This is a genomic window from Stenotrophomonas sp. Ste96 (genome assembly GCF_024519495.1).
GTDB lineage: Bacteria > Pseudomonadota > Gammaproteobacteria > Xanthomonadales > Xanthomonadaceae > Stenotrophomonas > Stenotrophomonas bentonitica_A.
Genome location: NZ_JALJRX010000003.1, coordinates 1 through 24,576 on the forward strand (window position 1 = coordinate 1; position 24,576 = coordinate 24,576).

Genomic DNA, 24,576 nt, shown 5'->3' on the forward strand with positions numbered 1-24,576 from the left:
ATCGCCAGGGTTTTTACCCGAAAACCCCGCTGCTCACGCAGCGGGGTTTTCTTTTATTGCAGGCACCTGGTTTTTGCAGGCATCTGTTTCTCGGAAGAGACCTCTGCTGAGCTGGCGCATCGCGCTGCTCCAACCGTCTCCCTGGTGAAATTAGCGCTGTGGCACCACCCGATCCCATCCCGAACTCGGAAGTGAAACGCAGCTGCGCCGATGGTAGTGTGGCCTAAGCCATGCGAGAGTAGGTCATCGCCAGGGTTTACACCCAGAACCCCGCTGCTCACGCAGCGGGGTTTTTTTTGTCCTTCTCCCAACGGATGGGAGCGTCTCATTTCACGTGCCACAGCAGATGAGCACGGTCATGCAGTAGTGCGGCGGGTCTCGCTGAGCAGTAGTGCGGCGGGTCTCGCTGGGCAGTTCTGCGGTTTGGGAATGGTGGCGTCTCCGCTTGCATCTTCCGCGAGCGTAAGGCCCGCGTAGCGACCGGCAGGCCCCTCGGCAAATGTCCCCCGGCCGCCGCCTGACGGCGACGCCCCCCTCCTTGATTTTGCCCAGGCGCCTACCGGCCGCTACGGCGCTCCGCGTGCTGTGTGAGGACTGACAAATCAATCCACACTCGCTGATCGCGCTGCTGCTGTGCGGCGCCAGTGGTCTCCACACGTGGGTCGCGATGCCCTTGTGGGCGAACTCAAGGAGGAGGGGGCGGCCACAGGCCGACCCCGGGGGACATTCGCCGGCAAGGGTATCGCGACCCACCGCCCGACCAACCCAGCCGCCGCTGCTCTTGGAGAGACGCACAGCTCGCCCACACTCGCTACGCGGAGAGGAAAAGACCCAAAAAAAACGGCGCCCCGAAAGGCGCCGTTTTCATGAAGCAAAGATCACGTCACTGCAACCAACCGCTCAGCGCGCAGACTCCGCGGCCGGCGCCTCAGCGCCCTTGCCCTTCATCATCGCATCGCGTGCCGCCTTGAACGGATTGCCTTCGTACCAGTTCGGCCAACGATCGCCGCCGGCCAGTTCCTTGCCAACCCCGTACAGCAGCTGCAGGTCCTCGACCGTGCCGTCCAGCTTCCAGGTGGCCGGATCGAACTCATCCTTGGGGCCGTGGTAACGGTGGCTGCCGTAGTCTTCGGCCGCCTTGCGGCCAGCCTCGACACCGCCGTCGCGCAGATCCTCACCACCGTCGGCATACAGCGCCGGCACCCCCGCCTTGGCGAAGTTGAAATGATCCGAACGGAAGTAGAAGCCGCTCTGCACCGCGGTCTCGCCGTGCAGGGTGCGGCCCTGATTCGCGGCCAGCGGCTTGAGGATGTCCTCCAGCTCGGAGCTGCCGAAACCGGTCACGGTCATGTCCTTGGCGCGGCCGGCCACCGACATCGCATCGATGTTGATCACGCCGGCGATCTTGTCCAGCGGGAAGGTCGGGTGGCTGACGTAGTACTTCGAGCCGAGCAGGCCGGACTCTTCCAGCGTCACCGCCAGGAACACCACCGAACGCTCCGGTGCCGGCTGCTGGTGGACCATCGCGTCAGCGACTTCCAGGATGCCGGCCACGCCGGTCGCGTTGTCGACGGCACCGTTGTAGATGTTGTCGCCCTGCTCACCCTCGTGCTTGCCCAGGTGATCCCAGTGCGCCATGTACAGCACGGCCTCGTCGGCCCGCTTGCTGCCGGGCAGGACGCCGACCACGTTGCGCGACTTCTTCTCGGCGATGGTGCTCTTCAGGTCGAAGGAGACCTTGGCCTTCAGCGGGACCGGCTTGAAGCCGCGCTTGCTGGCGTCCTTGTAGGCCTTGTCCAGGTCCAGGCCGGCCTCGGCGAACAGCTGACGCGCGGCCTCGGCGCTCAACCAGCCCTGTGCGGGCAGGCGCGCTTCCGGATCATCCTTGGCCGGCAGGTCGTACTGCGGGCCGGCCCACGAGTTCTTGACCACGTCCCAGCCGTACGACGCACCGGCGGTGTCGTGCACGATCAGTGCGGCAGCAGCGCCCTTGCGTGCGGCCTCCTCGAACTTGTAGGTCCAGCGGCCGTAATAGGTCATGCGCTTGCCGTCGAACAGCTTCTCGTCGTTGACGTGGAAGCCCGGGTCGTTGACGAACATCACGACCGTCTTGCCCTTCCAGTCCTGGCCGGCATAGTCGTTCCACTTCTGCTCCGGTGCGTCCACACCGTAGCCCACGAACACCAGATCGCTGTCCTGGACCTTCACCTCCGGCTGGCCGCTGCGGGTGCCGATCACCATGTCGGTGCCGAAGGTCAGCTCGCGGGTCTTGCCGGCCTGGTCCAGCTTGAGCACGGTCGACTCATCGGCGGTGGTCTCGGTCATCGCCACGTCCTGGAACCAGCTGTCGCCGTTGCCCGGCTGCAGGCCGATGCGCTGCATCTGGTCGCGGATGTAATTGACGGTCAACTCTTCGCCCTTGCTGCCCGGCGAACGGCCTTCGAACTCATCCGAGGCCAGGGTCTTGACCAGCTCGGCGAAGTCGCCGGCATTGATCTCGGGCGAGAACGCATGGCCCGGCGCGGTCGGTGCCGCGTCGGTGGCGGGGGCCGCGGTGGGCGCGGCGGATTCGCCCTTGCACGCGGTCAACGCAGCGGCAGCGGCAAGGCACAACAGAAGTTTGCGGGGCATCATCGGTTCCTGGAACGGGAAAGGCGGGTGCGTGCGGCACCAGCAGCCACAATATCAATCCTGCGGCGCGGTGTCGGTATCGAAGGGAACGGCCACCGCGCCACTGACCGGTCCGACGCGGGCCGTGCGGTGCACGTACAGGGTGACCTCGCGCTCGAACTGCAGCGGTCCGTTGACCGACGCGTTCGGGCCGATGATCACGCGCGGCTTGCGGCCGGGCGTCAGCGACAGGTTGAAGTTCGGTTTCTTGACCTCGATCCCGCCCTCCACCTGCGAGCCCACGCCAACGGTGATGTCTCCGTTGACGGTCTCGATGCCGCGCGCCACGCGCGTTTCGACCAGGCCGATGCTGCCGTTGACGGTTTCAAGGCTGCCGTCGATCTGGGTACCACGGTCCAGGAAGATGCCGCCGTTGACGGTGTCCACGCCGCCGCTGGCAATCACTTCGCGTCCGACCCGCACGCTGCCGTTGACCGTGGATATTCCCCCGGTGCGCGCGCGATCAGCCACGCGGATGCCGCCGTTGACGGTTTCGATACGACCCGTCACAGCGCCTTCGGCGACCTTGATGCCGCCGTTGACGGTCTCCAGATTGCCGTAGGTCTGACCGGCTTCGGCGGAGATGCTGCCGTTGACCTTGCTGATGTTGTCGCTTGCCAAGGCCGGCGCACAGGGCAGCGTCAGGGCCAGCAGCAGCGGGAGCAGGGAGCGTTTCATGGGAACCTCGATGGTGGAGCGCGGCTGGCAGGCCGCCTGCAGGAATGTCACCATGCATCGTTGCAATCCGCATCTGCCTGAAGTCACTGGAAAGCCCTTGCGCCACAACGCCTTTTCCTCACGCCGGGATAACAATCCGACCGATGGACGCGGTCGCACGCAGTGGCTGAGCCCGGCGTTGCGTGCCCTCGTGCTGGCAGTGGCCGTGCTCGGCGCCAGCCCGCTGGCCGCGCAATCGTCCAAGGAGGCCGAGCGCAAGCTGCAGAAGCTGCGCAGCGAGCTCAAGGGCGTGGCCCAGGAACGGCGGACGCTGGAAGGCCAGCGTGGGCAGGCATCGCGCCAGCTGCGCGAAGCCGATGAGAAGGTGGCCCGCACCGGGCGCGTACTGGCCCAGACCGAAACCGCGCTGCAGCGCGAAACCCGCGCCATGAACGAACTGCAGGCCAAGCGCGATGCGCTGCAGGCCGGGCTGGAACAGCAGCGCACGGAGCTGGCCTCGCTGCTGCGCGCGGCCTATCGCATCGGCAACAACGCACCGCTGAAGCTGCTGCTGTCGCAGGACCGTGTTGCCGATGCGAACCGCAGCCTGGCCTACCACCGCTACCTGCAGCGCGAGCGCGCGCAGCGGATCCAGTCGCTGACGGCCGACCTCACCGAACTGCAGCGCGTGGAGGCGGAGATCGTCGAGCGGCGCAAGGCGCTGGAAGGCACCCGCCAACAGCAGAAACAGCAGGTGGCCACGTTGGCCGATGACCGCCGCGAGCGGGCGGCCACGGTTGCCACGCTGGATGAGCGCTACAAGGACCGCAGCGAGCGTGAGAAGGCGCTGGGCCAGGACGCCAAGGCACTGGAAACGCTGCTCGCGAATCTGCGTGCCGCCGCTGCACGTGCCGAGGCGGAACGGCGCGCTGCCGCGCGCCGGGCCGCTGCGGAAAAAGCCGCTGCCGAGAAGGCTGATCGCGCTGCTGCCGCCAGTGGCACGCGGCCGCCGCCGCGGGCGACCAAGACGCCCCCTGCGGTCGCTTCCGCACCGGCCCCGAAGGTGGGCGGCCTGGGCTGGCCGCTGTCCGGCAATCTGCTCGCCCGCTATGGCGGCAAGCTGCCCGATGGCCGCACCAGCAGCGGCGTGCTGATCGGTGCGCCAGCGGGCAGCACGATCACCGCCGTCGCCGATGGCACCGTGGTGTTCTCCGACTGGATGACCGGCTACGGCATGATCCTGATCGTCGACCACGGCAACGGCTACATGAGCCTGTACGCCCACAACGACACCCTGCTGCGTGATGCCGGCGCCACGGTGAAGAAGGGCGAGGCCGTGGCCAAGGTCGGTAACTCGGGTGGGCAGGGCGTGACCGCGCTGTACTTCGAGCTGCGCCGCAATGGCCAGCCGGTCGACCCGGGCAGCTGGCTGCAGCGGCGATAAACCGCGCACAACAGCAGCGCACCGCCAGGGGCGGGGTTCAACGGGAATTTATCGTCGCTTCGCGCATAATCGGGCGACGCACCCCGGTGCGTGGCTCAACCGTCCCCCGCTCATCCTGGAGTGCTTCATGCGCGTAGCCCGTTCCGCCACCTTGCTGCTGGCCCTGTTGCCCGCGGTGTCCTGGGCGCAGCAGACCGCCGAAGCGCCGGCACGCGGGGCCGATGCGGCCACCACGGAAGAAGCGGTGACCTCACGGGTTCCGTTGGAAGAGATCCGCCGTTATGTGGCCGTGTACAACGCGGTGCGCGCCGCCTACGTCGACCCGGTCGATGACAAGAAGCTGATGCAGTCCGCCATCCGTGGCCTGCTGCTGGATCTGGATCCGCACAGCACCTATTTCGACAAGGAAGACGCCGAAGCCTTCGATGAGCAGGCCAACGGCGCCTACGACGGCATCGGCGTGGAGCTGCAGCAGCAGCCCGACAACAGCAGCCTGAAAGTGATCTCGCCGATCGACGACACCCCGGCCGCACGCGCGGGCATCCTCGCTGGCGACCTGATCATCGCCATCGACGGCAAGCCGATCAGTGCGATCGAGGCCACCGAGCCGCTGCGCGGCGTGGCCGGCACCAAGGTCGTGCTGACCCTGGTGCGCGAAGGCAAGCCCAAGCCGTTCGATGTCAGCGTCACCCGCGAGACGATCCGCGTGACCAGCGTGCGCAGCCGGATGCTTGAACCCGGTTACGGCTACATCCGCCTGAGCACCTTCCAGGCCGACACCGGTGCCGATTTCCAGAAGCACGTTGCCCAGTTGCAGCAGCAGGCCGGTGGCAAGCTCAAGGGGCTGGTGCTGGACCTGCGCAGCAACCCGGGTGGCCTACTGACCGCCGCCGTGCAGGTGGCCGACGACCTGCTCGAGAAGGGCAACATCGTCAGTACCCGTGGCCGCATCTCGATCAGCGATGCCCGTTTCGATGCAACGCCGGGCGATCTGCTCAAGGGCGCGCCGGTCGTGGTGCTGGCCGACGCCGGCTCGGCCAGTGCCTCCGAGGTGCTGGCCGGCGCCCTGCGCGACAACGGCCGCGCGCGCGTGGTCGGCAGCCGCACCTTCGGCAAGGGCTCGGTGCAGACCGTACTGCCGCTGGACAACGGGGACTCGGTGAAACTCACCACCGCGCGGTATTTCACGCCGAGCGGCAAGTCGATCCAGGCCACCGGCATCATTCCCGATGTGCTGCTGCAGCCGGAAAAGCGTGCTGGCGATGATGACCTGCCGGCCAGCCTGACCGACTACAGCGAAGCCACGCTGCCCGGGCACCTGCGCGGTGACGAGGAAGGCACCGAAGGCTACAAGGCCGGTGACGTGCTGCCGGGCGATGGCCCGATCAACGATGCCCTGGCCGAGTTGAAGCAACCCGGTTCGGTGCTGGCCAGGCAGAAGGCGGAGGCGGCGAAGAAGCCGGCGGCCAAGCCGTCAACGGCAGCGGTCAAGCCGGTAGAGGCGAAGCCGGCAGATACGAAGCCAGCCGAACAGCCTGCGGCTGCACCGGCTACGCCCGCACCGGCCGAGCCGGAAGCTCCGGCCTCGACGGCACCGATCAAGCCCTGACCAAGCCACCCAATACTCGCCATGACGGACCTGTTTGATCAGATCGCGGCATTGACCCGCTCCGCCGCGCTATCCGAAGACGAGAGGGCAATGCAATTGGGCACTGTGGCCGCGCTCCATGGCATCGATGGCGATCGCGTCTACTGGTGGGCCGGGCTCTCCCGCCCGCCCCGCAGGATGCCGTATGAAGATGGCAGCGCCGGATTGGCTCTCCTCAACGAAGTGCTGACCGCGCTGCCACTGGAAGAAGTAGTGCTGGTCGCAACCGACGAGGAACCCGCGCCTTGGCCGATGTGGGTGCTGGGTCGGGATGAGCTCATCGCGTTGCTGGAAGCACTACCGTTCTTCGAGTACTTCGTTGCGTCGCCAGATGGGCGCACGCTAGTTTTCGATACGCATCACAACGAATTGCTGATCGCTTCGCTCGACCCCTCGGGGGCTGTCTCTCGCTCGGACTGACGCGAACGCGCCGTCCCCGATATCAAAACCCGTGCCGCTTGCGCAGCCGCCGCGCGATCGCCGCACGCACATACACGCCATAGCCGAGCCCGAACACGAAGCCGGCGATGTGGGCCCACCAGGCGACCATGCCGAAGGTCGGGCCGATGTAGGCGAAGACCACCTGCAGCGCCGCCCAGACACCGATCAGCAGATAGGCCGGAGCACGCACGAATTCCAGGAACAGGCCCAGCGGAATCACCACGCCCAGCCGCGCGCCCGGGAACAGCGCCAGATAGGCGCCGATCAGGGCCGACACCGCGCCGCTGGCCCCGATGATGATCTGGTCCGGGCTGCCCATGGTGTAGATCGCGGTCAGATTCGAGATCGCCCCGCCGACCAGGAACAGCAGCATCAGCCGCCATGGGCCCAGCACGCGCTCGGCCGGCAGCCCGAAGATCAGCAGGAACACCAGGTTGCCCAGCAGGTGCGACCAGTCCGCATGCAGGAACAGCGCGGTGAACAGCCGCAGCACGCTGCCGTCCTGCAGGGTCGCCCACCAGTCCAGCGGGTGGGTCAGGCCGGTGGAAAGCGCGCCCCAGTCCATCCACAGGCTGCGCCGGGCGTCGTCCGGCCGGGAGATCGACCACAGGAACGCGACCCATAGCGCCGCGAACAGCAGGGGGGTGGCCCAGCGGTAGGCGGCTTTCTTGCGGGAGGGGGTCGACACGAACATGCGGGCACTAGCCTAGCGCGGAGGCTGACCTGACGGGGATATGTCGTGTTCAGCATGAATAGCCACAAGGGCGACGCACGTTATTGTTTCATTAACCGCTCTCGGTATACTCGCATACGGCGTCGTATGTCGGGAGGGGAATCCGGCGCGTTGTCCTGACCCATCAAGGGGAGGGGCGGCGCAGGCGCGCGTTGCCAACATCACCGCTTTCCGGAGAGAACCAACAATGCATACCGCTTCCACTCTTGCCCGCGTCACCGCCCTGGCCGTCGGCATTGCCGGTGTCCTGGCCGTGGGCCACGTCCACGCTGCCGCCTTCCAGCTGAAGGAAAACAGCGCCAAGGGCCTCGGCCGCGCCTTCGCCGGTTCCGGCAGCGCCGCCGGCGACGCCTCGATCATGGCCGTCAACCCGGCCGGCATGCGCCAGCTCGAGGGCATGCAGGTCCAGGGCGACCTGAGCGCCATCAGCTTCTCGGCCAAGTTCAAGGGCACCGGCCGCAAGCCGACCGGCCAGCCGCAGACCGGCGGTGACGGCGGCGACGCCGGCATGATCGCCCCGGTTCCGGCCGCCTACTTCCATATGCCGATCGGCGAAAAGGCCCACTTCGGCGTCTCGCTGACCGCCCCGTTCGGCTTCAAGACCGATTACGACAATGGCTGGGTCGGCCGTTACAGCGGCCTGAAGACCGACATGAAGGCCATCGACCTGGGCTTCGCGGCTTCGTATGACGTCAACCCGTACGTGTCCTTCGGTGCGTCCGTGTTCGTCGAGCACCTGACCATCGAGCTGAGCAACCAGATCGACTTCGGCACCGCGCTGGCGCAGTCGCGCGTGCCGGGCTTTGCCCCGGGCAGCGCCGACGGCAAGTTGACCGTGGAAGGTGACAACAATGCCGTGGGCTGGACCGTCGGTGGCTTGTTCAGCCCCGATGAGAACACCCACATCGGCATCAGCTACCGTTCCAAGGTCGAGCACAAGATCACCGGCGGCGATGCCACCTTCGATGTGCCGCAGAACGCTGCTGCCGTGCTGGCCGTCGCCCAGCCGGGCCGCTTCGTGAGCACCTCGGGCAAGGCCACGCTGACCCTGCCGGCCTCGGCTACCCTGAGCGTCACCCACAACGTCAACGACCGCTGGACCGTGATGGGTGATGTCACCCGCACTGCCTGGTCGACCGCGTTCGACCAGGTCACCATCGACTTCGCGTCGGCGCAACCCGATTCGGTGCTGGAGTTCGGCTACCGCGATACGACCTTCGTCTCGCTGGGTACCGATTACAAGCTGAGCGACACGGTGACCCTGCGTGGCGGTATCGCGCTGGACCAGACCCCGACCACCAACGCTCACCGCGACGTGCGCGTGCCCGATACCAGCCGCAAGTGGCTGTCGCTGGGCGTGGGCTGGACCCCGTCGGCGAACACCGAATACAACTTCGGTTACACCCACCTGTTCACCAAGGATCCGGACGTGATCATCGGTGGCACCACCAACAACCAGGGCAACTCGCTCAACGGCAAGTACAAGGTCCGTGGCGACGTGCTGGCCGCGTCGTTCAACTACAAGTTCTGATCGACGCAGCACTGAACGGTTGAACGCAGTAGCAGAAAACCCCGCGAAAGCGGGGTTTTTTGTTGGTCGCGTTGAGGCGCTTGCGGATCGACTGCCGCAGCACGGTGGGATCCGCGATCACGACGTACAATCCCCGCCCGGACTGCGCCCCTGCCGTCCCGTGCCTACTGACAAGGATCTGTATATGTCGTCTCTGCTGCTGCGCTCCACGCTTGCTCTTGGCCTGGCCGGTCTCTCGCTGCCCGCCATCGCCGCGCCGGAGTTCGCCGCCTGTTTTACCTTGACCCCGGGCCTGTCGTGGTCCAGCAGCGATGAAACGCTGACCATCGAGAAGGCCACGTTCGCCGGGCAGGAGGCGATCAAGGTGAGCAGCGCCGGTGGTGGGGTTGGCACGGCCAGCTATTACGACGCCAGCGGGCGCCAGCTTCTCGGCCAGGAGCGCCTGGGCATTTCCGCTTGGGGTGGCGACGCGTCCAGGCCGGTGATGACCGACATCTTCAAGCCCGCGCCGACGTTCCCGCAGAGCGCCAAGCCAGGCGATCGGTTCGAGGTCAACGGCAAGGGCGAGCGCACGAACCATGTCGACGAGACGGTCGAGCCGATCGACTACGACGGCTTCTCCGATTACACCTTCGTCGGCTTCGAAGATCTGGAGACGGAAGTCGGCGACCAGCCGCGGACGTTCAAGGATACCTGCCATGTCACGGCGACCTTCGAAGACAACCGTATCGAGGCGTGGTACGCCGCCGGCTTCGGCCGCATCAAGTTCGAGCGCTACATGGGCAGCGAACTGCTGATGCGCGATGAGATCGAGTCCATCGAGCAGTAGTGCCGGCCGCTGGCCGGCAATCTGTGCCAGCTTCCAGGCCACAAAAAACCCCGCTTTCGCGGGGTTTTTCGTTCAACGCATGTGCGCTGGAATCAGTCGCCCAGGGTCAGCAGCGAGGCATTGCCGCCGGCCGCCGTGGTGTTCACGGTGACGGTCTTTTCGGTGGCGAAGCGCAGCAGGTAGTGCGGGCCGCCGGCCTTCGGGCCGGTACCGGACAGGCCCTGGCCGCCGAACGGCTGCACGCCGACCACCGCGCCGATCTGGTTGCGGTTGACGTACACGTTGCCCACGTTGATGCGCGAGGAAATGCGGTCCACGGTTTCATCGATGCGCGAATGCACGCCCAGGGTGAGGCCGTAGCCGGTGGCGTTGATCTGGTCGATCACCGCATCGAGCTGGTCGCCCTTCCAGCGGATCACGTGCAGCACCGGCCCGAAGATTTCCCTGTGCAGCTGGTCCAGGTTCTTCAGCTCGTAAGCACGCGGTGCGAAGAAGGTGCCGTGTGCCGCTTCCTCGCTCAGCGAGGCGGCGGCGATCAGGCGCGCTTCCTTCTCCATGCGCACGGCATGGTCCTTGAGGATCTGCAGCGCATCGGCATCGATCACCGGGCCGACGTCCGTGGAGAGCAGGCCCGGGTCACCGACCTTCAGCTCGGCCATCGCGCCGGACAGCATGGTCATCACCTTGTCGGCGATGTCGTCCTGCACGAACAGCACGCGCGCGGCCGAGCAGCGCTGGCCGGCGGAGGTGAAGGCCGACCCGATCGCATCCTTGACCAGCTGCTCTGGCAGCGCCGAGGAGTCGGCGATGAAGGCGTTCTGGCCGCCGGTTTCGGCGATCAGCACACCGATCGCGGCGTCGCGCGCGGCCATCGCACGGTTGATCGCACGGGCGGTATCGGTCGAGCCGGTGAAGGCCACGCCGGCCACGCGCGGGTCGGCGGTCAGCGCGGCGCCGACGGTCGCACCGTCGCCCGGCAGGAACTGCACAACGCCTTCGGGCACGCCGGCGTCGAGCAGCAGCTTCACCGCGTAGTAGCCGATCAGGTTGGTCTGTTCGGCCGGCTTGGCGATCACGCTGTTGCCGGCCGCCAGTGCGGCGCTGACCTGGCCCAGGAAGATCGCCAGCGGGAAGTTCCACGGGCTGATGCAGACGAACACACCGCGGCCATGCAGCTGCAGTTCGTTGGATTCACCGGTCGGGCTCGGCAGCTTTTCGGCATGGCCGAACTGCTCGCGTGCCTGCTTGGCGTAATAGCGCAGGAAGTCGACCGCTTCGCGCACTTCGGCAATACCGTCGGGCAGGCTCTTGCCAGCTTCCTTGACGCACAGTGCCATGAACTCCGGCAGGCGTGCCTCGAGCTGGTCCGCCGCGTGTTCCAGGATTGCGGCGCGGCTGGCGGCCGGGGTGCGGTTCCAGGCCGGCTGCGCGGCCACGGCGTTGGCCAGGGCCTTCTCCACGGTGGCACTGTCGGCCGGCTGCCACTGGCCGACGACCTGGCGGGTGTCGGCCGGGTTGGTCACGTTCAACAGCGCAGCGGTCGGGTTGGCACCGGGCACCAGCGGCGCGGCGTGCCACCCGCTCTTACCCGGCGCGGGCACGGCCGCATTGAGCTGCTCGGCCAGAGCGCGCAGATCGTTGTCGTTGGCGAGATTGACGCCCATGGAGTTCTTCCTGTCATGGTTCTGGCTGCGCAGCAGATCGACCGGCAGCGGGATTTTCGGATGCGGGATGGACGCGAACGAGGAGACCACTTCCACCGGATCGCGGATCAGGTCGTCGATGGCCACGTTCTCGTCGGTGATGCGGTTGACGAAGCTGGAATTGGCGCCGTTTTCGAGCAGGCGGCGCACCAGGTACGGCAGCAGGTCTTCATGCGAACCGACCGGCGCGTACACGCGGCACGGCACGTTCAGACGGTCGGCCGGCACCACTTCGGCGTACAGGTCATCGCCCATGCCGTGCAGCTTCTGGTGCTCGTACTGGCCGCCCTTGGCGATCGCCTGCACCGCTGCGATGGTGTGCGCGTTGTGCGTGGCGAACATCGGGTAGATCGCATCGCTGTGCGTGAACAGGCGCTTGGCACAGGCCAGGTAGGACACGTCGGTGTTCTGCTTGCGGGTGAACACCGGGTACGCCGGCAGGCCCTCGATCTGCGCGCGCTTGATCTCCGCATCCCAGTACGCGCCCTTGACCAGGCGCACCTGCAGGCGACGACCGATGCGGCGGGCCAGATCGGCCAGGTAGTCGATCGTGTACGGGGTGCGCTTCTGGTACGACTGCACGACCACGCCGAAGCCTTCCCAGCCGGCGAGCGAGGCATCGCTGACCACCGTCTCGATGATGTCCAGCGACAGCTCCAGGCGGTCGGTTTCTTCGGCATCGACGGTGCAGCCGATCCCATAGGACTTGGCCAGCTGCGCCAGTTCCAGTACGCCCGGCACCAGGTCGGCCATCACGCGTGCGCGCTTGGCATGCTCGTAGCGCGGGTACAGCGCGGAGAGCTTGATCGAGATGCCCGGTGCCGAATTGACATCGCCGTCCGGGCGGCCGCCGCGGGCCTTGTGGTCACCGCCGATCGAATGGATCGCGCGACGGTAATCCTCCAGGTAACGCTTGGCGTCCTTCATGGTCAGCGCGCCTTCGCCGAGCATGTCGAACGAATAGCGGTAGCTGGCGTTGTCGCCCTTGTGCGAGCGCGACAGCGCTTCGTCGATGGTGCGGCCCATGACGAACTGGTGGCCCATGATCTTCATCGCCTGGCGCACTGCCAGGCGGATCACCGGCTCACCCACGCGACCGATCAGGCGCTTGAACGCGCCCGGCACATCGGCGCGGGTGGCATCGTTGATCTGGACCAGGCGCCCCGTCAGCATCAGGCCCCAGGTGGAGGCGTTGACCAGCACCGAGTCGCTGCCGCCCATGTGCTTCTTCCAGTCCGCATCGCCGAGCTTGTCGCGGATCAGCTTGTCGGCCGTCTCCTGGTCCGGAATGCGCAGCAACGCTTCGGCCACGCACATCAGCAGCACGCCTTCCTCGCTGCCCAGATCGTACTGGCGCATGAAGGCCTCGATCGCGCCCTGGTCCTGGGCACGCACGCGCACGCGCTTGACCAGGTCGGCGGCGGTGGCCTGTACCCTCGCCTGTTCGGCGGCGGGCAGGCGCGCCTGCTCCAGCAGCTCTCGCACGTGGGTGGCCTCGTCCTTCAACCAGGCATCGGTGATCGCCTGGCGGAACGCATTGGGAACCGCCGGCAGCTCAGGAGAGAGCAGCGGCGGGCGGGCAGCGCCGGACGATGCCGGGGCAGGGGGAAGGACAGAGGATGCAGTCATGCCGGTCGGCTCGTGGAGAACTTGACCATTTTAATCGTTTTCTGGGGGAGTCAAGCGGTTTTTGCGGTCACGCCCATGCGGCGCATAGCCTTTCATACAGGGGGATTCGGCGGATTCGAGCCGGCTGGTAGTTATTGTGCCGATTTCGTCAAAACGGCCGCCGCAGCCGATGCTGTGTTGCAACATTCCTGAAACTGTGAATGGACCCTTGCTACTCGCTGGAGAGCGGGGCTACCATCGAGACGTTTCCCGCGGCAGGAAAAACGCGGTTGCGACATGATCGAGGTGCTCATCGCTCCGGACGGATCAGGGACGCAACTGCGGCTGCGTCCCCCACGGGCGCTCGATGCCCGGCAGTTCGTCCTGTTGTTTGCAGTGTTGGCGGGGGTGATGTGGCTGGCGGCCGGCCTGGGCTGGTTCACCGGCAACGTATTCGCCCCCGTGTTTGCTCTGCTGTACAGCGTGTTGCTGGCAGTGGCGCTGCGCACGGTGTGGCGCAGTGGAGAACGGCAGGAAGAGATCCGGGTAGTGCCGGCGTGCGTGGAAGTGATTCCTGCACCCGGGCATTCGCCGGTGTTCAGCGCCCACCCGCACTGGGTGAGGCTGATCGCCGACGAACGCAGAGTCCGGCTGGCATCCAGCGGTAGGCAGGTGGACGTGGGGAGCTTCCTCGCACCGGCCGAACGCCAGGTACTGGCTCAGAAACTAGAAGGCTTGCTCGCGGCCACTGACGGCCGCAACCGACGACGCTAAGGGTCTAGGCAATGAAGCAATGCAGAAAGTGGGGCAGGACGTTCGGGAAGTCAGTGTTGAGCGGGGCCGCGCTGCTGGCGCCGGCCATGGCGTGGGCCCAGGCGGCCGACCCCAAACCGTGGCAATTGAACATGGGCAAGGGGGTGACCCAGAGCTCGCGGTTGGCGTGGGAGTCCAACCTGTTCTCGCTGTGGGTCTGTACCGTGATCGGGGTGCTGGTATTCGGCGCGCTGTTCTACGCGATCTTCAAGTTCCGCAAATCCAAGGGCGCGGTCGCCGCCACCTTCAGCCACAACACCAAGGCCGAGGTCATCTGGACCGTGATCCCGGTGATCATCCTGGTGGTGATGGCCTGGCCGGCCACGGCCAATCTGATCAAGTTCTACGACACCCGCGATTCGGAAATGACCGTCAAGGTCACCGGGTATCAGTGGATGTGGAAGTACGAATACCTCGGCGAGAACGTCAGCTTCACCAGCCGCCTGGACCGTGAGTCCGACCGTGTCCGCCAGAGTGGCGTGGTGCCGACCCGCGACAGCCATCCGCATTACCTGCTGGATGTCGACAATCGCCTGGTACTGCCGGTCGATACCAAGGTGCGCTTCGTAATCACCTCCGACGACGTCATCCATGCATGGTGGGTGCCGGCGCTGGGCTGGAAGCAGGATGCGATTCCCGGCTTCATCAACGAGGCCTGGACCAACATCGAGCAGCCCGGCGTGTACCGCGGTCAGTGCGCCGAACTGTGTGGCAAGGATCACGGCTTCATGCCGATCGTGGTCGAGGCGGTCTCCAAGGAGGATTACCAGAAATGGCTCGCCTCCAGGAAGCCTGCGCCGGCCCCTGCACCGGAGGCTGCACCGGCCCCTGCGCCGGCTGCCTCGGCCGAGGCCACTCCGGCACCGGCCAGCGAGCCGGCCGCGGCAGCAACAGACAGCAACGCCTGAAATCGAGCCGCGTCCGCCAGCCGGCGGATGCGGGTACCACCGGATACAGTGAGGTGTAGTTGCGATGGCGCATTCCGCAGTTGACCACGACGGGCATCACGGGCATCAGCAGGGGTTCTTCGAGCGTTGGTTCTTCTCGACCAACCACAAGGACATCGGCACGCTCTACCTGCTTTTCAGCTTCATCATGTTCATCATCGGTGCGGCGATGAGCGTGATCATCCGCGCTGAGCTGGCGCAACCGGGCCTGCAGTTCGTCAAGCCAGAGTTCTTCAACCAGATGACCACCGTGCATGCGCTGGTGATGATCTTCGGTGGCGTGATGCCGGCCTTCGTCGGCCTGGCCAACTGGATGATCCCGCTGCAGATCGGCGCGCCGGACATGGCCCTGCCGCGCATGAACAACTGGTCGTTCTGGCTGCTGCCGGTGGCCTTCAGCCTGCTGCTGCTGACCCTGTTCCTGCCGGGCGGCGCCCCCGCCGGTGGCTGGACGCTGTACCCGCCGCTGTCGCTGCAGGGCGGCTACAACGTGGCCTTCAGCGTATTCGCCATCCACGTGGCCGGCATCAGCTCGATCATGGGCGCGATCAACATCATCGCCACCGTGCTCAACATGCGCGCCCCCGGCATCGATCTGCTGAAGATGCCGATCTTCTGCTGGGCCTGGCTGATCACCGCGTTCCTGCTGATCGCGGTGATGCCGGTGCTCGCCGGCGCGGTGACGATGCTGCTCACCGACAAGTTCTTCGGCACCAGCTTCTTCAATGCCGCCGGTGGCGGTGACCCGGTGATGTACCAGCACATCTTCTGGTTCTTCGGGCACCCGGAGGTCTACATCATGATCCTGCCGGCGTTCGGCGTGGTCAGCGAGATCATCCCCACCTTCAGCCGCAAGCCGCTGTTCGGTTACCAGGCGATGGTCTACGCGATCGCCGCGATCGCCTTCCTGTCCTTCATCGTCTGGGCCCACCACATGTTCACCGTGGGCATGCCGCTGGGCGGCGAAATCTACTTCATGTTCGCCACGATGCTCATCTCCATCCCGACCGGGGTGAAGGTGTTCAACTGGGTCAGCACGATGTGGCGTGGCTCACTCACTTTCGAAGCGCCAATGCTGTGGGCGGTGGCCTTCGTCATCCTGTTCACCATCGGTGGCTTCTCCGGCCTGATGCTGGCGATCGTGGTGGCCGACTTCCAGTACCACGACACTTACTTCGTGGTCGCGCACTTCCACTATGTGCTGGTCACCGGCGCGGTGTTCGGGTTGATCGCTGCGGTGTACTACTGGTGGCCCAAGTGGACCGGGCGCATGTACAGCGAAACCTGGGCCAAGGTGCACTTCTGGTGGTCGATCGTGTTCGTGAACCTGCTGTTCTTCCCGCAGCACTTCCTCGGCCTGGCCGGCATGCCGCGGCGTATTCCGGATTACAGCGTGGCCTTCGCCGACTGGAACCTGATCAGTTCGATCGGTGCGTTCGGCATGTTCGTCACGCCCTTCATGATGGCCGCGATCCTGTGGCATTCGCTGCGCCACGGCGCGAAGGCCGCCGACCGTTGCTGGGAAGGAGCGCGTGGCCTGGAGTGGACGATTCCCTCGCCCGCGCCGGCCCATACGTTCACCACGCCGCCGACCATCCGTCCGGGTGATCTGGCCCATGACGACATCACCCATTGAGGCCGCTCATGACCACCACCACCCGCACGCCGGATGAGCAGGCCCTGCAACGCCGCCGCGCGCACCGCACCGCGTGGGCGGTCGGCATCGTCGCGGTGATGGTCTATGCCGGCTTCATCCTCAGCGGGGTGATCGGGCGATGAGCGATCCGCGCCCGGCTCCGCCCGCACGTCATGCGGGCCTGCCCCGCCTGATCGGGGTGGCCCTGGCGGTGTTCGTGCTGACCTTCTCGCTGGTGCCGCTGTACCGCATCGCCTGCGAGAAGGTGTTCGGCGTGCGCCTGGAACGTGGCCCGGGCGCGGCGGCGGGTACGGCGGCCGCCACCGGCAAGCGCACGGTGCGGGTGGAATTCGATGGCGGTGTGAATTCCAAGCTGCCGTGGGCGTTCCATCCCGAACAGCTGACGATGGACGTGGTGCCCGGCGAGCTCAACGAAGCGCTGTATTACGCGCGCAATGACAGCGACCGCGCGCTGGTCGGCAGCGCGGTGCCCTCGGTGGCACCGGCCAAGGCGTCGGGCTACTTCAGCAAGACCGAGTGTTTCTGCTTCACCGCGCAGACGCTGCAGGCCGGCGAGAAGCGCGACATGCCGGTGCGCTTCATCGTCGATCCCGACCTGCCGGCCAACATCACCACGATCACCCTGTCCTACACCTTCTACAAGAACGACGCTTTGTCCGCGCAGTTGGCCCCGGCCAGCCTGCCGACCGGCGCGCGTGCAGCTCCCTGATCCGGACCGGACCCAAGACCATGGCCCAGCAAAGCCCCGATGCGAACGTGTACTTCGTGCCCACGCACAGCAAATGGCCGTTCATCGGTTCCATCGCGATGATGGTGACGATGGTCGGCGTGGCCAGCTGGCTCAATGATTCCAGCTGGGGCAAGTGGACCTTCTACGCGGGCATCGCGATGCTGGTGCTGACCCTGTTCTGGTGGTTCAGCGACGTGGTGCGCGAATCGCAGGCCGGCAGCTACAACCGCCAGGTCGACGGCTCGTTCCGGATGGGGATGGTGTGGTTCATCTTCTCGGAAGTGATGTTCTTCGGCGCATTTTTCGGCGCGCTGTTCTATACCCGCAACCTGGGCCTGCCGTGGCTGGGCGGCGCGGGCGACGGCGTGATGACCAACGAGTTGCTGTGGGATGGCTACTCGGCGGCGTGGCCCACCAACGGCCCCGGGGCGATCGGCGGGCATTTCCAGACCATTCCGGCCTGGGGCCTGCCGCTGATCAACACGCTGATCCTGCTGACCTCCGGTGTCACCCTGACCATCGCGCACCACGCGCTCAAGGCCGGGCATCGGCGCCAGCTGCTGGTCTGGCTGGGCATCACCGTGCTGCTCGGCCTGGGCTTCCTCACCCTGCAGGCGGAGGAGTACATCCACGCCTACAAGGAACTCAACCTCACGTTGGGCTCGGGCATCTACGGCTCGACGTTCTTCATGCTCACCGGCTTCCACGGCGTGCACGTGCTGCTCGGCACGATCATGTTGGCGGTGATGTGGCTGCGTTCCTCGAAGGGGCATTTCACCCGCGACAACCATTTCGGTTTCGAAGCCGCCGCGTGGTACTGGCACTTCGTCGACGTGGTGTGGCTGATGCTGTTCCTGTTCGTCTACGTGCTGTAGCGTCGGTGCGACGTCCTGCCGCATCGACGCCGGTGCGGCTTCAGCCGCCGATGCCGTGGGGCTTGATCCAACCGCTGTAGATGCCGATGACCACCAGCACGATCAGCGCCACCGACACCGCGATGCGGCGGGTGAGGGCATTGACGGTGCGCTTGGTCTGGCCGCGATCGACCAGCAGGTAATACAGCCCGGCGCCCAGATTCCAGACGATGACGATCAGAAACGCGATTACCAGCAGGGTCTTCAACGAATCATTCATGCGCGGCTCGATGGCGTGGCGGGTGCGCCTATATCACCGCGTTTTGCCGGCGTTGTCATGATGCGCAAGCACACACGCCTGATCGGCTGGATCGCCGCGGTACTCGTCATCCTCGCGTTCTGCCAGCTCGGCCGCTGGCAACTGCAGCGCATGCATGAAAAAGAAGCGCTGCTGGCCCAGCAGGTGCCAGCGCGTGCGCAGTCACTCACGCTGCGCCAGGCGCTGGCGGCACCGCCGGTGCTGCGCTGGGTGGAGGACCGGGGCCGCTTCCTGCCGGGTACGCTGCTGCTCGACAACCAGACCCGCGATGGCCGGGCCGGGATCAAGGTCTACCAACCGTTCCAGAGTGATGACGGCGCACGGGTGCTGATCGACCTGGGCTGGCTGCCGATGCCGCCGGATCGTGTGATCCCGCCGATCACCCCGCATAGCGGCCCCACGGCCCTCAGCGGCCTGCTGGCGCCGCCGCCGGCTACCGGCCTGGCGCTGGGCCCGGCGCTGTCGCCCGCGCCGCAGCCGGGCGTATGGCTGGCCAGCCGGATGCCACCGGAAGAGATGGCGCGCGCGCTGTCGTTGCCGCCGGGCAGCCTGCAGGTGCGCGTGCTGCGGCTGGACCCTGCGCTGCCAGGCGGATATGCGCGGGATCTGGAGCTGCTGCCCAACACGCTGCCGCCCAGTCGCCATCTGGGCTATGCCGTGCAATGGTTCGGGCTGGCGTTGACCGTGCTGGTGGTCGCGCTGGTCCTGGAATTCCGACGCCATCGCCGCCGGCGTGGCACTTCCCGGCGCTGACCGGCTCAACATGAGAAAATGCCGCCCATGAATGCCACTTCCCCGGCACGGCTGCCGTCCCGTTCACGCGGCCGCTGGACCCTGATCGCCCTGTTCGGCGTGTTCTTCGGCGCCATGGCGTTGGCGGGCGTGCTGCGCTTCTCCGGCTGGCAGCCCACCGCGCACCGCAATACCGGGCAACTGCTGCAACCGCCGGCGGACCTGCGCGCGCTGCCGCCGACCCTGGCCGACGGCCAGCCGTACCCGTGGAATCCCAACGAACGGACCTGGCGGATCCTGGTGGCCCCGTCTGCCAGCTGTACCAGCGAGTGCGTCACTTTGTCGCAGGGATTGGGCAAGGTGTGGCAGCTGTTCGGCCATAACGCCGATAATGTCGAGATCCTGTGGCTGGGCACGCCGCCGGCCGAGGTCCAGGGCATGCCCGCACTGCGCGCGCTGCGCGCCCAACCGGACCTGCGTGCCGCTTTGCCCGCCGTGGATGACGCCGCCGGCACGCCTGTGTATGTGATCGATCCCAACGGTTTCGTGATCATGCGGTACGCGCCGGGATTCGATATGGCCGGTCTGCGCAAAGACCTGGCCACGCTGCTGAAACTGAAGTGAGTTCTGTTCGATGAGCCTCTCCGCACGCCCGGTGCTTCACCGCAATTTCCACCGTCTGGCGTGGTTTGCACTGATCATGACGGCCAGCACGATCATGTTCGGCTCGTTCGTGCGCTTGTCCGATGCGGGCCTGAGCTGCCCGGACTGGCCGACCTGCTATGGCCGTGTCACCTGGCCGCAGCACGCCCAGGAAGTGATCGGCCACGAGGCCGCCAAGATCCGCCCGCTGGAAACGCACAAGGCGTGGCGCGAGCAGGTGCACCGCTTCCTGGCCGGCGCACTCGGTATCGAGATCCTCACCCTGGCGCTGCTGGCTACGCGCCGCCGTCGCTGGGGCAGCACTGCGGTCATCACCGCCTGTGTGCTGGTGGCGACCGGCATACCGCTGTACATGATGGGCATGCACGTCCCGGCGAGCATCATCGCCCTGATCGGCGAGGCGATCCTGCTGATCGCCGCGTTGCGCTGGACCAATATCGACCTGGCCCGCGCCGCGTTGCTGACGCTGGCGGTCGTCATCTTCCAGGCGCTGCTCGGCATGTGGACGGTCACCTGGCTGCTCAAGCCGATCGTGGTGATGGGCCATCTGCTTGGCGGCATGCTGATGTTCGGCCTGCTGGTGTGGATGGCGTGGCGCGCCACGCACATGCCGATCACCCTGGCCGAAGCGCCCAAGCTGAAATGGCTGATCCGTGCCGGCGTGGCCGTGCTGGTCGCGCAGATCGCCCTCGGCGGCTGGGTCAGTGCCAACTACGCCGCACTCGCCTGCGGTGGCGGCAGCGCCTCGCTGGACAACTTCCCGCGCTGCGTCAGCCAATGGTGGCCGCCGCATGACTTCAAGGAAGGCTTCACCCTGTGGCGCGGCATCGGCGTGGATTACGAAGGGGGCGTGCTGGATGGCGCCTCGCGCATCGCGATCCAGATGGCACACCGGATGATGGCGATCGTGGTGGCCGTGTACCTGCTGTGGCTCTCGGTGCGCCTGTTCCGCCTGCCGAGCATGCGCGGCTGGGCCAGCGCACTGGGCCTGCTGGTGGTGCTGCAGATCACCCTGGGCATCCTCAACGTGAAGCTGGCGGTGCCGCTGGAAGTAGCCGTCGCGCACAGCGGTGGCGCGGTGGCGCTGCTGTTCGTGCTGGTGACGCTGCTGGCGCGCCTGCGCGCGCCGGATGCCGAGGGTGGCAAGGCCGGCGCTGCCTCCCCTGCCGTGCAGGCGGGCTGACGCATGGCCAATTACCGTCAGTACTGGGATCTGACCAAGCCCAAGGTCGTCGCCCTGATCGTGTTCACCGCGCTGGTGGGCATGTTCCTGGCCATCCCCGGGCTGCCGACCGCGCAGCAGGCGCTGGATGGCGCGCTGGGCTTCCTTGGCATCTGGCTGGCCGCCTCGGCCGCCGCGGCGATCAACCAGCTGCTGGACGCGCGCATCGATGCACAGATGGCGCGCACCTCGTGGCGCCCACTGGTGGTGGGCAAGGTCAAGCCCTGGCAGGTGCTGGTGTTCGCCGGCCTGCTGATCGCGTTGTCGATGACGATCCTGGTGGTCTGGGTCAACGTGATCACTGCCGTGCTGACCTTCGCCTCGCTGATCGGGTATGCGGTGATCTACACCGTGTACCTCAAGCGCGCGACCTCGCAGAACATCGTCATCGGTGGCCTTGCCGGCGCCACCCCGCCGATGCTCGGCTGGGCCGCGATTACCGGCATGCAGGGCCCGTGGGACTGGGCCTACGCATCGCTGCTGGTGCTGATCATCTTCATCTGGACCCCACCGCACTTCTGGGCCCTGGCGATCTTCCGTCGCGAGGATTACGCCAAGGCGGAGATCCCGATGCTGCCGGTGACCCATGGCGTGGCGTACACACGCAAGTCGATCATGGTCTATTCGATCGCCCTGGCCATCGTCAGCATCCTGCCGGTCGTGTTCGGCATGAGTGGCATGTTCTACCTGGGCGGTGCGATCGTGCTCAACGCGGTCTTCCTCTGGTACGCCTGGCGCATGCTGAATCCGCCGGATGAGATTTTCTCGATGAAGATGTTCGGCTACTCCATCGTCTACCTGATGGCGCTGTTCGCCTTCCTCATGGTGGACCACTGGATGCTGCCCTGGTTGCAGTAACGCCTTGAATCGGTGATTCGCCGTCGCCATTGCCTCTGTACCGAACAGGGAGTGACGGTATGAAGCGATGGCGTTGGATGGCAGGGTGGGTGATCGGGATGGCGTTGGGTGCGGCCAATGCGGCACCGGCACCGGTAACGCGAGTGGAGGACACGGCTGCGCAGATCATCCAGCATGCAGGCGATGCGCGCCTGATCGTACTCGGCGAATACCACGGCACCGCTGAAACGCCGCGGCTCGTGGCCGATCTGGTGGAGCGCTACAGCCGCGACAACGCCGCGGTTCGGCTGGGACTGGAGATGCCGATGAGCGAGAACGTCGCGCTCGCGCGCTACCTGCGCTCCAACGGTGATCCTGATGCGCGTGAAGCACTGCGGACCACCCCGTTCTGGTCCGTCAAGGATAACCAGCATGACGGGCGACGTAGCCGTGACATGCTCGATCTGATCGAATCCATTCGATCGCTGCGCGCACAGGGACGCGATGTGGGCGTCGCCGGCTATGACGTGGAGACCGGGTCGTCCACGGACAACGACATGCGCGACGCCGCCATGGCCACGCATCTGCACCAGCAGTTCAACGCGCTGCCGCCCGGCGCCCGGATGCTGGTGCTGACCGGCAACGTGCATGCGATGCGCAGCCCGCCCGCAGATGCGCCACCGGAGATGCAGCAGCGCACGATGGCCTCCCACCTGCTGGATCTGCCGCTGTACAGCGTGCGCCTGGAGGCGTTGCGCGGTCATTTCTGGGCCTGCGTGCAGCCTTGCCGCGCGCTGCCGCTGATCGAGCGCGCACCACGTGATCCCGAACTCAGTACTGACCAGGATCGGCAGTACGATCTGGTGGTGTTCCTGCCCGGACTCAGCGTCGGCACACTGACGGCGCTCTAGGGCTGGCTCTGCGGCCTGCGTGACGAGGCCCCGCAGGCTGCAGTATTGCCGTCTCAGTCCTGCCGGGTGACGGGCGTCGGTTCCACTGGATCACGCGCATACCGCTGCGCGATCATCGCGCAGACGATCAGCTGGATCTGGTGGTAGATCATGATCGGCAGCACGATCGCACCGAGGCTGCCGCCGGCGAACAGCACCTTGGCGATGGGCACGCCGGTGGCCAGGCTCTTCTTCGAGCCGCAGAACAGGATGGTGATTTCATCCTCGCGGTTGAAGCCCAACCGGCGCGCGATGAAGCGGATCAGCGGCATCGCGATGCCGAGCAGCACTGCTGCCACTACGGCCACACTGAGCAGCGACAACAGCGGCGTCTTGCTCCACAGCCCTTCGCTCACCGCTTCGCCGAAGGCGGAGTAGACCACCAGCAGGATCGTGCCCTGGTCGGTGTAGCGCAGCAGGGCGCGCTGCTTTTCGACCCAGCGGGCGATCCAGGGCCGCAGCAGGTGGCCGGCCACGAACGGCACCAGCAGCTGCAGCATGATGCTGACGATGGCCTGGCCGGAGTTGTGCATGCCGCCTTCGGTGCCGGCCAGCAGGGCCAGCAGCAGCGGGGTCAGGAACACGCCGAGGATGCTCGACAGCGAGGCGCTGCACACGGCCGCCGGAACGTTGCCCCGGGCGATCGAGGTGAATGCGATCGAGGACTGCACAGTGGACGGCAGCGCGCACAGGAACAGCACGCCGATGTACAGCTCGGGGGTGAGCAGCCAGCCATCCAGCGGTTTGAACATCAGCCCCAGCAACGGGAACATCACGAAGGTGCAGGCCAGGATGGTCAGGTGCAGGCGCCAGTGCAGCAGGCCGGCGACGATCGACTCACGCGGCAGGCGTGCGCCGTGCAGGAAGAACAGTGCGGCGATGGCGACGTCGGTGACATCGTCCAGGACCATCGCGGCGGCGCCGTGCATCGGCAGGAAGGACGCCAGCAGCACGGTGCAGAGCAGGGCGAGGGTGAAGTTGTCCGGTCGCAGGCGCGACCACCAGCGGGTCATGGTGGGCAGGCTCCTGTAGAGCAGGGAAGGGGGCGGGAGAAGAAGAGCGGGGTCAACGCGCGGCGTCCTGCTCCAGCAGGACACGGGTCGGCGCTTCCAGCGAGGTCATGCCGGCCTCGCGGCCGAACTGCAGCGCCTGGTCCACCGAGGCACCGTCACGCGCCTCCAGCACGGCCAGCAATGCACCGGCGCGGTTGCTGGAGGCGCAGTGCAGCAGCACCGGGCCCTGGCTCTGCGCCAAGGCGGTACGCAGCGCCTGCGCGTTGGCGTCGGTCAGGCCGGCGGCACCTGCAACGGGAATGCGCACGTAGCGCAGGCCCAGGCGCTCGGCCGCGGCGGTTTCATCGAAGCCACGCGCCTCGTCGGGCTGGCGCAGGTCGATCACGGTGGTGATCCCGGCCGCGGCCGCCTGCTGCAGCTCGGCCGCGCTGGGTTGCCCGGCGGTGTACAGCTGCGGCCGTGGCTGTGCGAATGGCAGTTCCGCCGCCCAGGTGGGCAGGCACGGCGCGAACAGCGCGGCCATGACGCCAGCGCGGAGCCAGCGGACGATCGGTGCGGTGGAACGTGCGATGTGG

The 24,576-nt window shown here is 66.4% G+C and carries 23 protein-coding genes and 1 rRNA gene; 17 read left to right on the forward strand and 7 right to left on the reverse strand.

All coding sequences use genetic code 11. The features are described from left to right. Positions 1 to 140: 140 nt before the first annotated feature. Positions 141 to 255, forward strand: a 5S ribosomal RNA gene (gene rrf, locus OC373_RS09325). Between the two features lie 645 nt (positions 256 to 900). Here rrf and OC373_RS09330 read toward each other — a convergent pair. Together OC373_RS09330 and OC373_RS09335 are read right to left on the reverse strand one after the other, a co-directional pair. Next, complete coding sequence (locus OC373_RS09330) at positions 901 to 2,631, reverse strand: M28 family metallopeptidase (protein ID WP_070426467.1); 1,731 nt, start codon at positions 2,629 to 2,631, stop codon at positions 901 to 903. A 54-nt stretch (positions 2,632 to 2,685) separates the two neighbouring features. Continuing rightward, entirely contained in the window at positions 2,686 to 3,348 is a 663-nt protein-coding gene (locus OC373_RS09335; protein WP_046272917.1) for a hypothetical protein, read from the reverse strand. On the opposite strand from OC373_RS09335, the gene OC373_RS09340 reads away from it, so the two are divergent. From OC373_RS09340 to OC373_RS09350, 3 genes are all read left to right on the forward strand, one after another. Continuing rightward, positions 3,347 to 4,771 (forward strand): peptidoglycan DD-metalloendopeptidase family protein, encoded by a 1,425-nt coding sequence (locus OC373_RS09340; RefSeq protein WP_156785732.1) that lies wholly within the window; start codon positions 3,347 to 3,349, stop codon positions 4,769 to 4,771. The genes OC373_RS09335 and OC373_RS09340 overlap by 2 nt on opposite strands. Before the next feature lie 127 nt (positions 4,772 to 4,898). Further along, positions 4,899 to 6,380 carry a S41 family peptidase gene (locus tag OC373_RS09345; protein ID WP_261997567.1) on the forward strand — a complete coding sequence of 494 codons (1,482 nt, stop codon included), beginning with the start codon at positions 4,899 to 4,901 and terminating at the stop codon, positions 6,378 to 6,380. 21 nt (positions 6,381 to 6,401) lie between these two features. Next, entirely contained in the window at positions 6,402 to 6,839 is a 438-nt protein-coding gene (locus OC373_RS09350; protein ID WP_070426470.1) for a hypothetical protein, read from the forward strand. A 22-nt stretch (positions 6,840 to 6,861) separates the two neighbouring features. Here the strand turns inward: OC373_RS09350 and OC373_RS09355 are convergent, their stop codons facing one another. Further along, a complete protein-coding gene (locus OC373_RS09355) occupies positions 6,862 to 7,554 on the reverse strand; it encodes a rhomboid family intramembrane serine protease (protein ID WP_019186003.1) in 693 nt (230 codons plus the stop codon). Positions 7,555 to 7,780: 226 nt separating this feature from the next. On the opposite strand from OC373_RS09355, the gene OC373_RS09360 reads away from it, so the two are divergent. After that, positions 7,781 to 9,124 (forward strand): outer membrane protein transport protein, encoded by a 1,344-nt coding sequence (locus OC373_RS09360; protein WP_070426471.1) that lies wholly within the window; start codon positions 7,781 to 7,783, stop codon positions 9,122 to 9,124. Positions 9,125 to 9,308: 184 nt separating this feature from the next. Beyond that, on the forward strand, positions 9,309 to 9,953 hold the full coding sequence (locus OC373_RS09365) for a hypothetical protein (protein WP_019186001.1): 645 nt from the start codon (positions 9,309 to 9,311) through the stop codon (positions 9,951 to 9,953). A gap of 92 nt (positions 9,954 to 10,045) precedes the next feature. Here OC373_RS09365 and putA read toward each other — a convergent pair whose 3' ends face one another. Next, entirely contained in the window at positions 10,046 to 13,285 is a 3,240-nt protein-coding gene (gene putA / locus OC373_RS09370) for a bifunctional proline dehydrogenase/L-glutamate gamma-semialdehyde dehydrogenase PutA (protein WP_261997568.1), read from the reverse strand. Between the two features lie 276 nt (positions 13,286 to 13,561). Between putA and OC373_RS09375 the strand changes: the two genes are divergently transcribed. The 6 genes from OC373_RS09375 (at position 13,562) to OC373_RS09400 (ending at position 18,286) form a co-directional block, all read left to right on the forward strand. Further along, positions 13,562 to 14,038 carry a DUF2244 domain-containing protein gene (locus OC373_RS09375; protein ID WP_019185999.1) on the forward strand — a complete coding sequence of 159 codons (477 nt, stop codon included), beginning with the start codon at positions 13,562 to 13,564 and terminating at the stop codon, positions 14,036 to 14,038. Between the two features lie 11 nt (positions 14,039 to 14,049). Then, on the forward strand, positions 14,050 to 14,985 hold the full coding sequence (coxB, locus tag OC373_RS09380; protein WP_261997569.1) for a cytochrome c oxidase subunit II: 936 nt from the start codon (positions 14,050 to 14,052) through the stop codon (positions 14,983 to 14,985). Positions 14,986 to 15,049: 64 nt separating this feature from the next. Continuing rightward, on the forward strand, positions 15,050 to 16,660 hold the full coding sequence (gene ctaD / locus OC373_RS09385) for a cytochrome c oxidase subunit I (protein ID WP_019185997.1): 1,611 nt from the start codon (positions 15,050 to 15,052) through the stop codon (positions 16,658 to 16,660). An 8-nt stretch (positions 16,661 to 16,668) separates the two neighbouring features. Beyond that, positions 16,669 to 16,803: a hypothetical protein gene (locus tag OC373_RS09390; RefSeq protein ID WP_257785228.1), complete on the forward strand. Its 135-nt coding sequence runs from the start codon at positions 16,669 to 16,671 to the stop codon at positions 16,801 to 16,803. After that, on the forward strand, positions 16,800 to 17,390 hold the full coding sequence (locus OC373_RS09395) for a cytochrome c oxidase assembly protein (RefSeq protein ID WP_019185995.1): 591 nt from the start codon (positions 16,800 to 16,802) through the stop codon (positions 17,388 to 17,390). The genes OC373_RS09390 and OC373_RS09395 overlap by 4 nt, the downstream gene beginning before the upstream one ends. A 20-nt stretch (positions 17,391 to 17,410) precedes the next feature. After that, positions 17,411 to 18,286 carry a cytochrome c oxidase subunit 3 gene (locus tag OC373_RS09400; protein WP_019185994.1) on the forward strand — a complete coding sequence of 292 codons (876 nt, stop codon included), beginning with the start codon at positions 17,411 to 17,413 and terminating at the stop codon, positions 18,284 to 18,286. Between the two features lie 40 nt (positions 18,287 to 18,326). On the opposite strand, the gene OC373_RS09405 is transcribed toward OC373_RS09400, so the two are convergent. Further along, the gene (locus tag OC373_RS09405) at positions 18,327 to 18,545 is read right to left on the reverse strand and encodes a twin transmembrane helix small protein (protein ID WP_019185993.1); all 219 of its coding nucleotides are present in this window, start codon (positions 18,543 to 18,545) and stop codon (positions 18,327 to 18,329) included. A 57-nt stretch (positions 18,546 to 18,602) separates the two neighbouring features. Here OC373_RS09405 and OC373_RS09410 point away from each other — a divergent pair, with 57 nt between their 5' ends. From OC373_RS09410 to OC373_RS09430, 5 genes are read left to right on the forward strand one after another with little or no spacing between them, the layout of a single operon-like run. After that, complete coding sequence (locus OC373_RS09410) at positions 18,603 to 19,337, forward strand: SURF1 family protein (protein WP_070426475.1); 735 nt, start codon at positions 18,603 to 18,605, stop codon at positions 19,335 to 19,337. Positions 19,338 to 19,364: 27 nt separating this feature from the next. Then, positions 19,365 to 19,940 carry a hypothetical protein gene (locus tag OC373_RS09415; protein ID WP_026070219.1) on the forward strand — a complete coding sequence of 192 codons (576 nt, stop codon included), beginning with the start codon at positions 19,365 to 19,367 and terminating at the stop codon, positions 19,938 to 19,940. Between the two features lie 10 nt (positions 19,941 to 19,950). Further along, positions 19,951 to 21,162, forward strand: coding sequence for a COX15/CtaA family protein (locus tag OC373_RS09420; RefSeq protein ID WP_261997570.1), 1,212 nt, complete (start codon positions 19,951 to 19,953; stop codon positions 21,160 to 21,162). 3 nt (positions 21,163 to 21,165) lie between these two features. After that, positions 21,166 to 22,059: a heme o synthase gene (gene cyoE, locus OC373_RS09425; RefSeq protein ID WP_261997571.1), complete on the forward strand. Its 894-nt coding sequence runs from the start codon at positions 21,166 to 21,168 to the stop codon at positions 22,057 to 22,059. A gap of 59 nt (positions 22,060 to 22,118) precedes the next feature. After that, positions 22,119 to 22,949, forward strand: a complete 831-nt coding sequence (locus tag OC373_RS09430) for a calcium-binding protein (RefSeq protein ID WP_261997572.1) — start codon at positions 22,119 to 22,121, stop codon at positions 22,947 to 22,949. 53 nt (positions 22,950 to 23,002) lie between these two features. Here the strand turns inward: OC373_RS09430 and OC373_RS09435 are convergent, their stop codons facing one another. Both OC373_RS09435 and OC373_RS09440 read right to left on the reverse strand, forming a co-directional pair. Continuing rightward, on the reverse strand, positions 23,003 to 24,001 hold the full coding sequence (locus tag OC373_RS09435; protein ID WP_261997573.1) for a bile acid:sodium symporter family protein: 999 nt from the start codon (positions 23,999 to 24,001) through the stop codon (positions 23,003 to 23,005). 52 nt (positions 24,002 to 24,053) lie between these two features. Then, the gene (locus OC373_RS09440; RefSeq protein ID WP_261997746.1) at positions 24,054 to 24,524 is read right to left on the reverse strand and encodes a sulfur transferase domain-containing protein; all 471 of its coding nucleotides are present in this window, start codon (positions 24,522 to 24,524) and stop codon (positions 24,054 to 24,056) included. Positions 24,525 to 24,576 lie beyond the last annotated feature (52 nt).

Excerpts from the sequence above, each read along its gene's own strand:
- OC373_RS09330 (WP_070426467.1), bottom strand. The coding sequence starts at position 2,631 with ATGCCCCGCAAACTTCTGTTGTGCCTTGCCGCTGCCGCTGCGTTGACC.
- OC373_RS09335 (WP_046272917.1), bottom strand. The coding sequence starts at position 3,348 with ATGAAACGCTCCCTGCTCCCGCTGCTGCTGGCCCTGACGCTGCCCTGT.
- OC373_RS09340 (WP_156785732.1), top strand. The coding sequence starts at position 3,347 with ATGGGAACCTCGATGGTGGAGCGCGGCTGGCAGGCCGCCTGCAGGAAT.
- coxB (WP_261997569.1), top strand. The coding sequence starts at position 14,050 with ATGAAGCAATGCAGAAAGTGGGGCAGGACGTTCGGGAAGTCAGTGTTG.
- OC373_RS09430 (WP_261997572.1), top strand. The coding sequence starts at position 22,119 with ATGAAGCGATGGCGTTGGATGGCAGGGTGGGTGATCGGGATGGCGTTG.
- putA (WP_261997568.1), bottom strand. The coding sequence starts at position 13,285 with ATGACTGCATCCTCTGTCCTTCCCCCTGCCCCGGCATCGTCCGGCGCT.
- OC373_RS09350 (WP_070426470.1), top strand. The coding sequence starts at position 6,402 with ATGACGGACCTGTTTGATCAGATCGCGGCATTGACCCGCTCCGCCGCG.
- OC373_RS09435 (WP_261997573.1), bottom strand. The coding sequence starts at position 24,001 with ATGACCCGCTGGTGGTCGCGCCTGCGACCGGACAACTTCACCCTCGCC.
- OC373_RS09420 (WP_261997570.1), top strand. The coding sequence starts at position 19,951 with ATGAGCCTCTCCGCACGCCCGGTGCTTCACCGCAATTTCCACCGTCTG.
- OC373_RS09410 (WP_070426475.1), top strand. The coding sequence starts at position 18,603 with ATGATGCGCAAGCACACACGCCTGATCGGCTGGATCGCCGCGGTACTC.
- OC373_RS09360 (WP_070426471.1), top strand. The coding sequence starts at position 7,781 with ATGCATACCGCTTCCACTCTTGCCCGCGTCACCGCCCTGGCCGTCGGC.
- OC373_RS09415 (WP_026070219.1), top strand. The coding sequence starts at position 19,365 with ATGAATGCCACTTCCCCGGCACGGCTGCCGTCCCGTTCACGCGGCCGC.
- OC373_RS09395 (WP_019185995.1), top strand. The coding sequence starts at position 16,800 with ATGAGCGATCCGCGCCCGGCTCCGCCCGCACGTCATGCGGGCCTGCCC.
- OC373_RS09390 (WP_257785228.1), top strand. The coding sequence starts at position 16,669 with ATGACCACCACCACCCGCACGCCGGATGAGCAGGCCCTGCAACGCCGC.
- OC373_RS09375 (WP_019185999.1), top strand. The coding sequence starts at position 13,562 with ATGATCGAGGTGCTCATCGCTCCGGACGGATCAGGGACGCAACTGCGG.
- OC373_RS09400 (WP_019185994.1), top strand. The coding sequence starts at position 17,411 with ATGGCCCAGCAAAGCCCCGATGCGAACGTGTACTTCGTGCCCACGCAC.
- ctaD (WP_019185997.1), top strand. The coding sequence starts at position 15,050 with ATGGCGCATTCCGCAGTTGACCACGACGGGCATCACGGGCATCAGCAG.
- OC373_RS09440 (WP_261997746.1), bottom strand. The coding sequence starts at position 24,524 with ATGGCCGCGCTGTTCGCGCCGTGCCTGCCCACCTGGGCGGCGGAACTG.
- OC373_RS09365 (WP_019186001.1), top strand. The coding sequence starts at position 9,309 with ATGTCGTCTCTGCTGCTGCGCTCCACGCTTGCTCTTGGCCTGGCCGGT.
- OC373_RS09345 (WP_261997567.1), top strand. The coding sequence starts at position 4,899 with ATGCGCGTAGCCCGTTCCGCCACCTTGCTGCTGGCCCTGTTGCCCGCG.
- OC373_RS09355 (WP_019186003.1), bottom strand. The coding sequence starts at position 7,554 with ATGTTCGTGTCGACCCCCTCCCGCAAGAAAGCCGCCTACCGCTGGGCC.
- cyoE (WP_261997571.1), top strand. The coding sequence starts at position 21,166 with ATGGCCAATTACCGTCAGTACTGGGATCTGACCAAGCCCAAGGTCGTC.
- OC373_RS09405 (WP_019185993.1), bottom strand. The coding sequence starts at position 18,545 with ATGAATGATTCGTTGAAGACCCTGCTGGTAATCGCGTTTCTGATCGTC.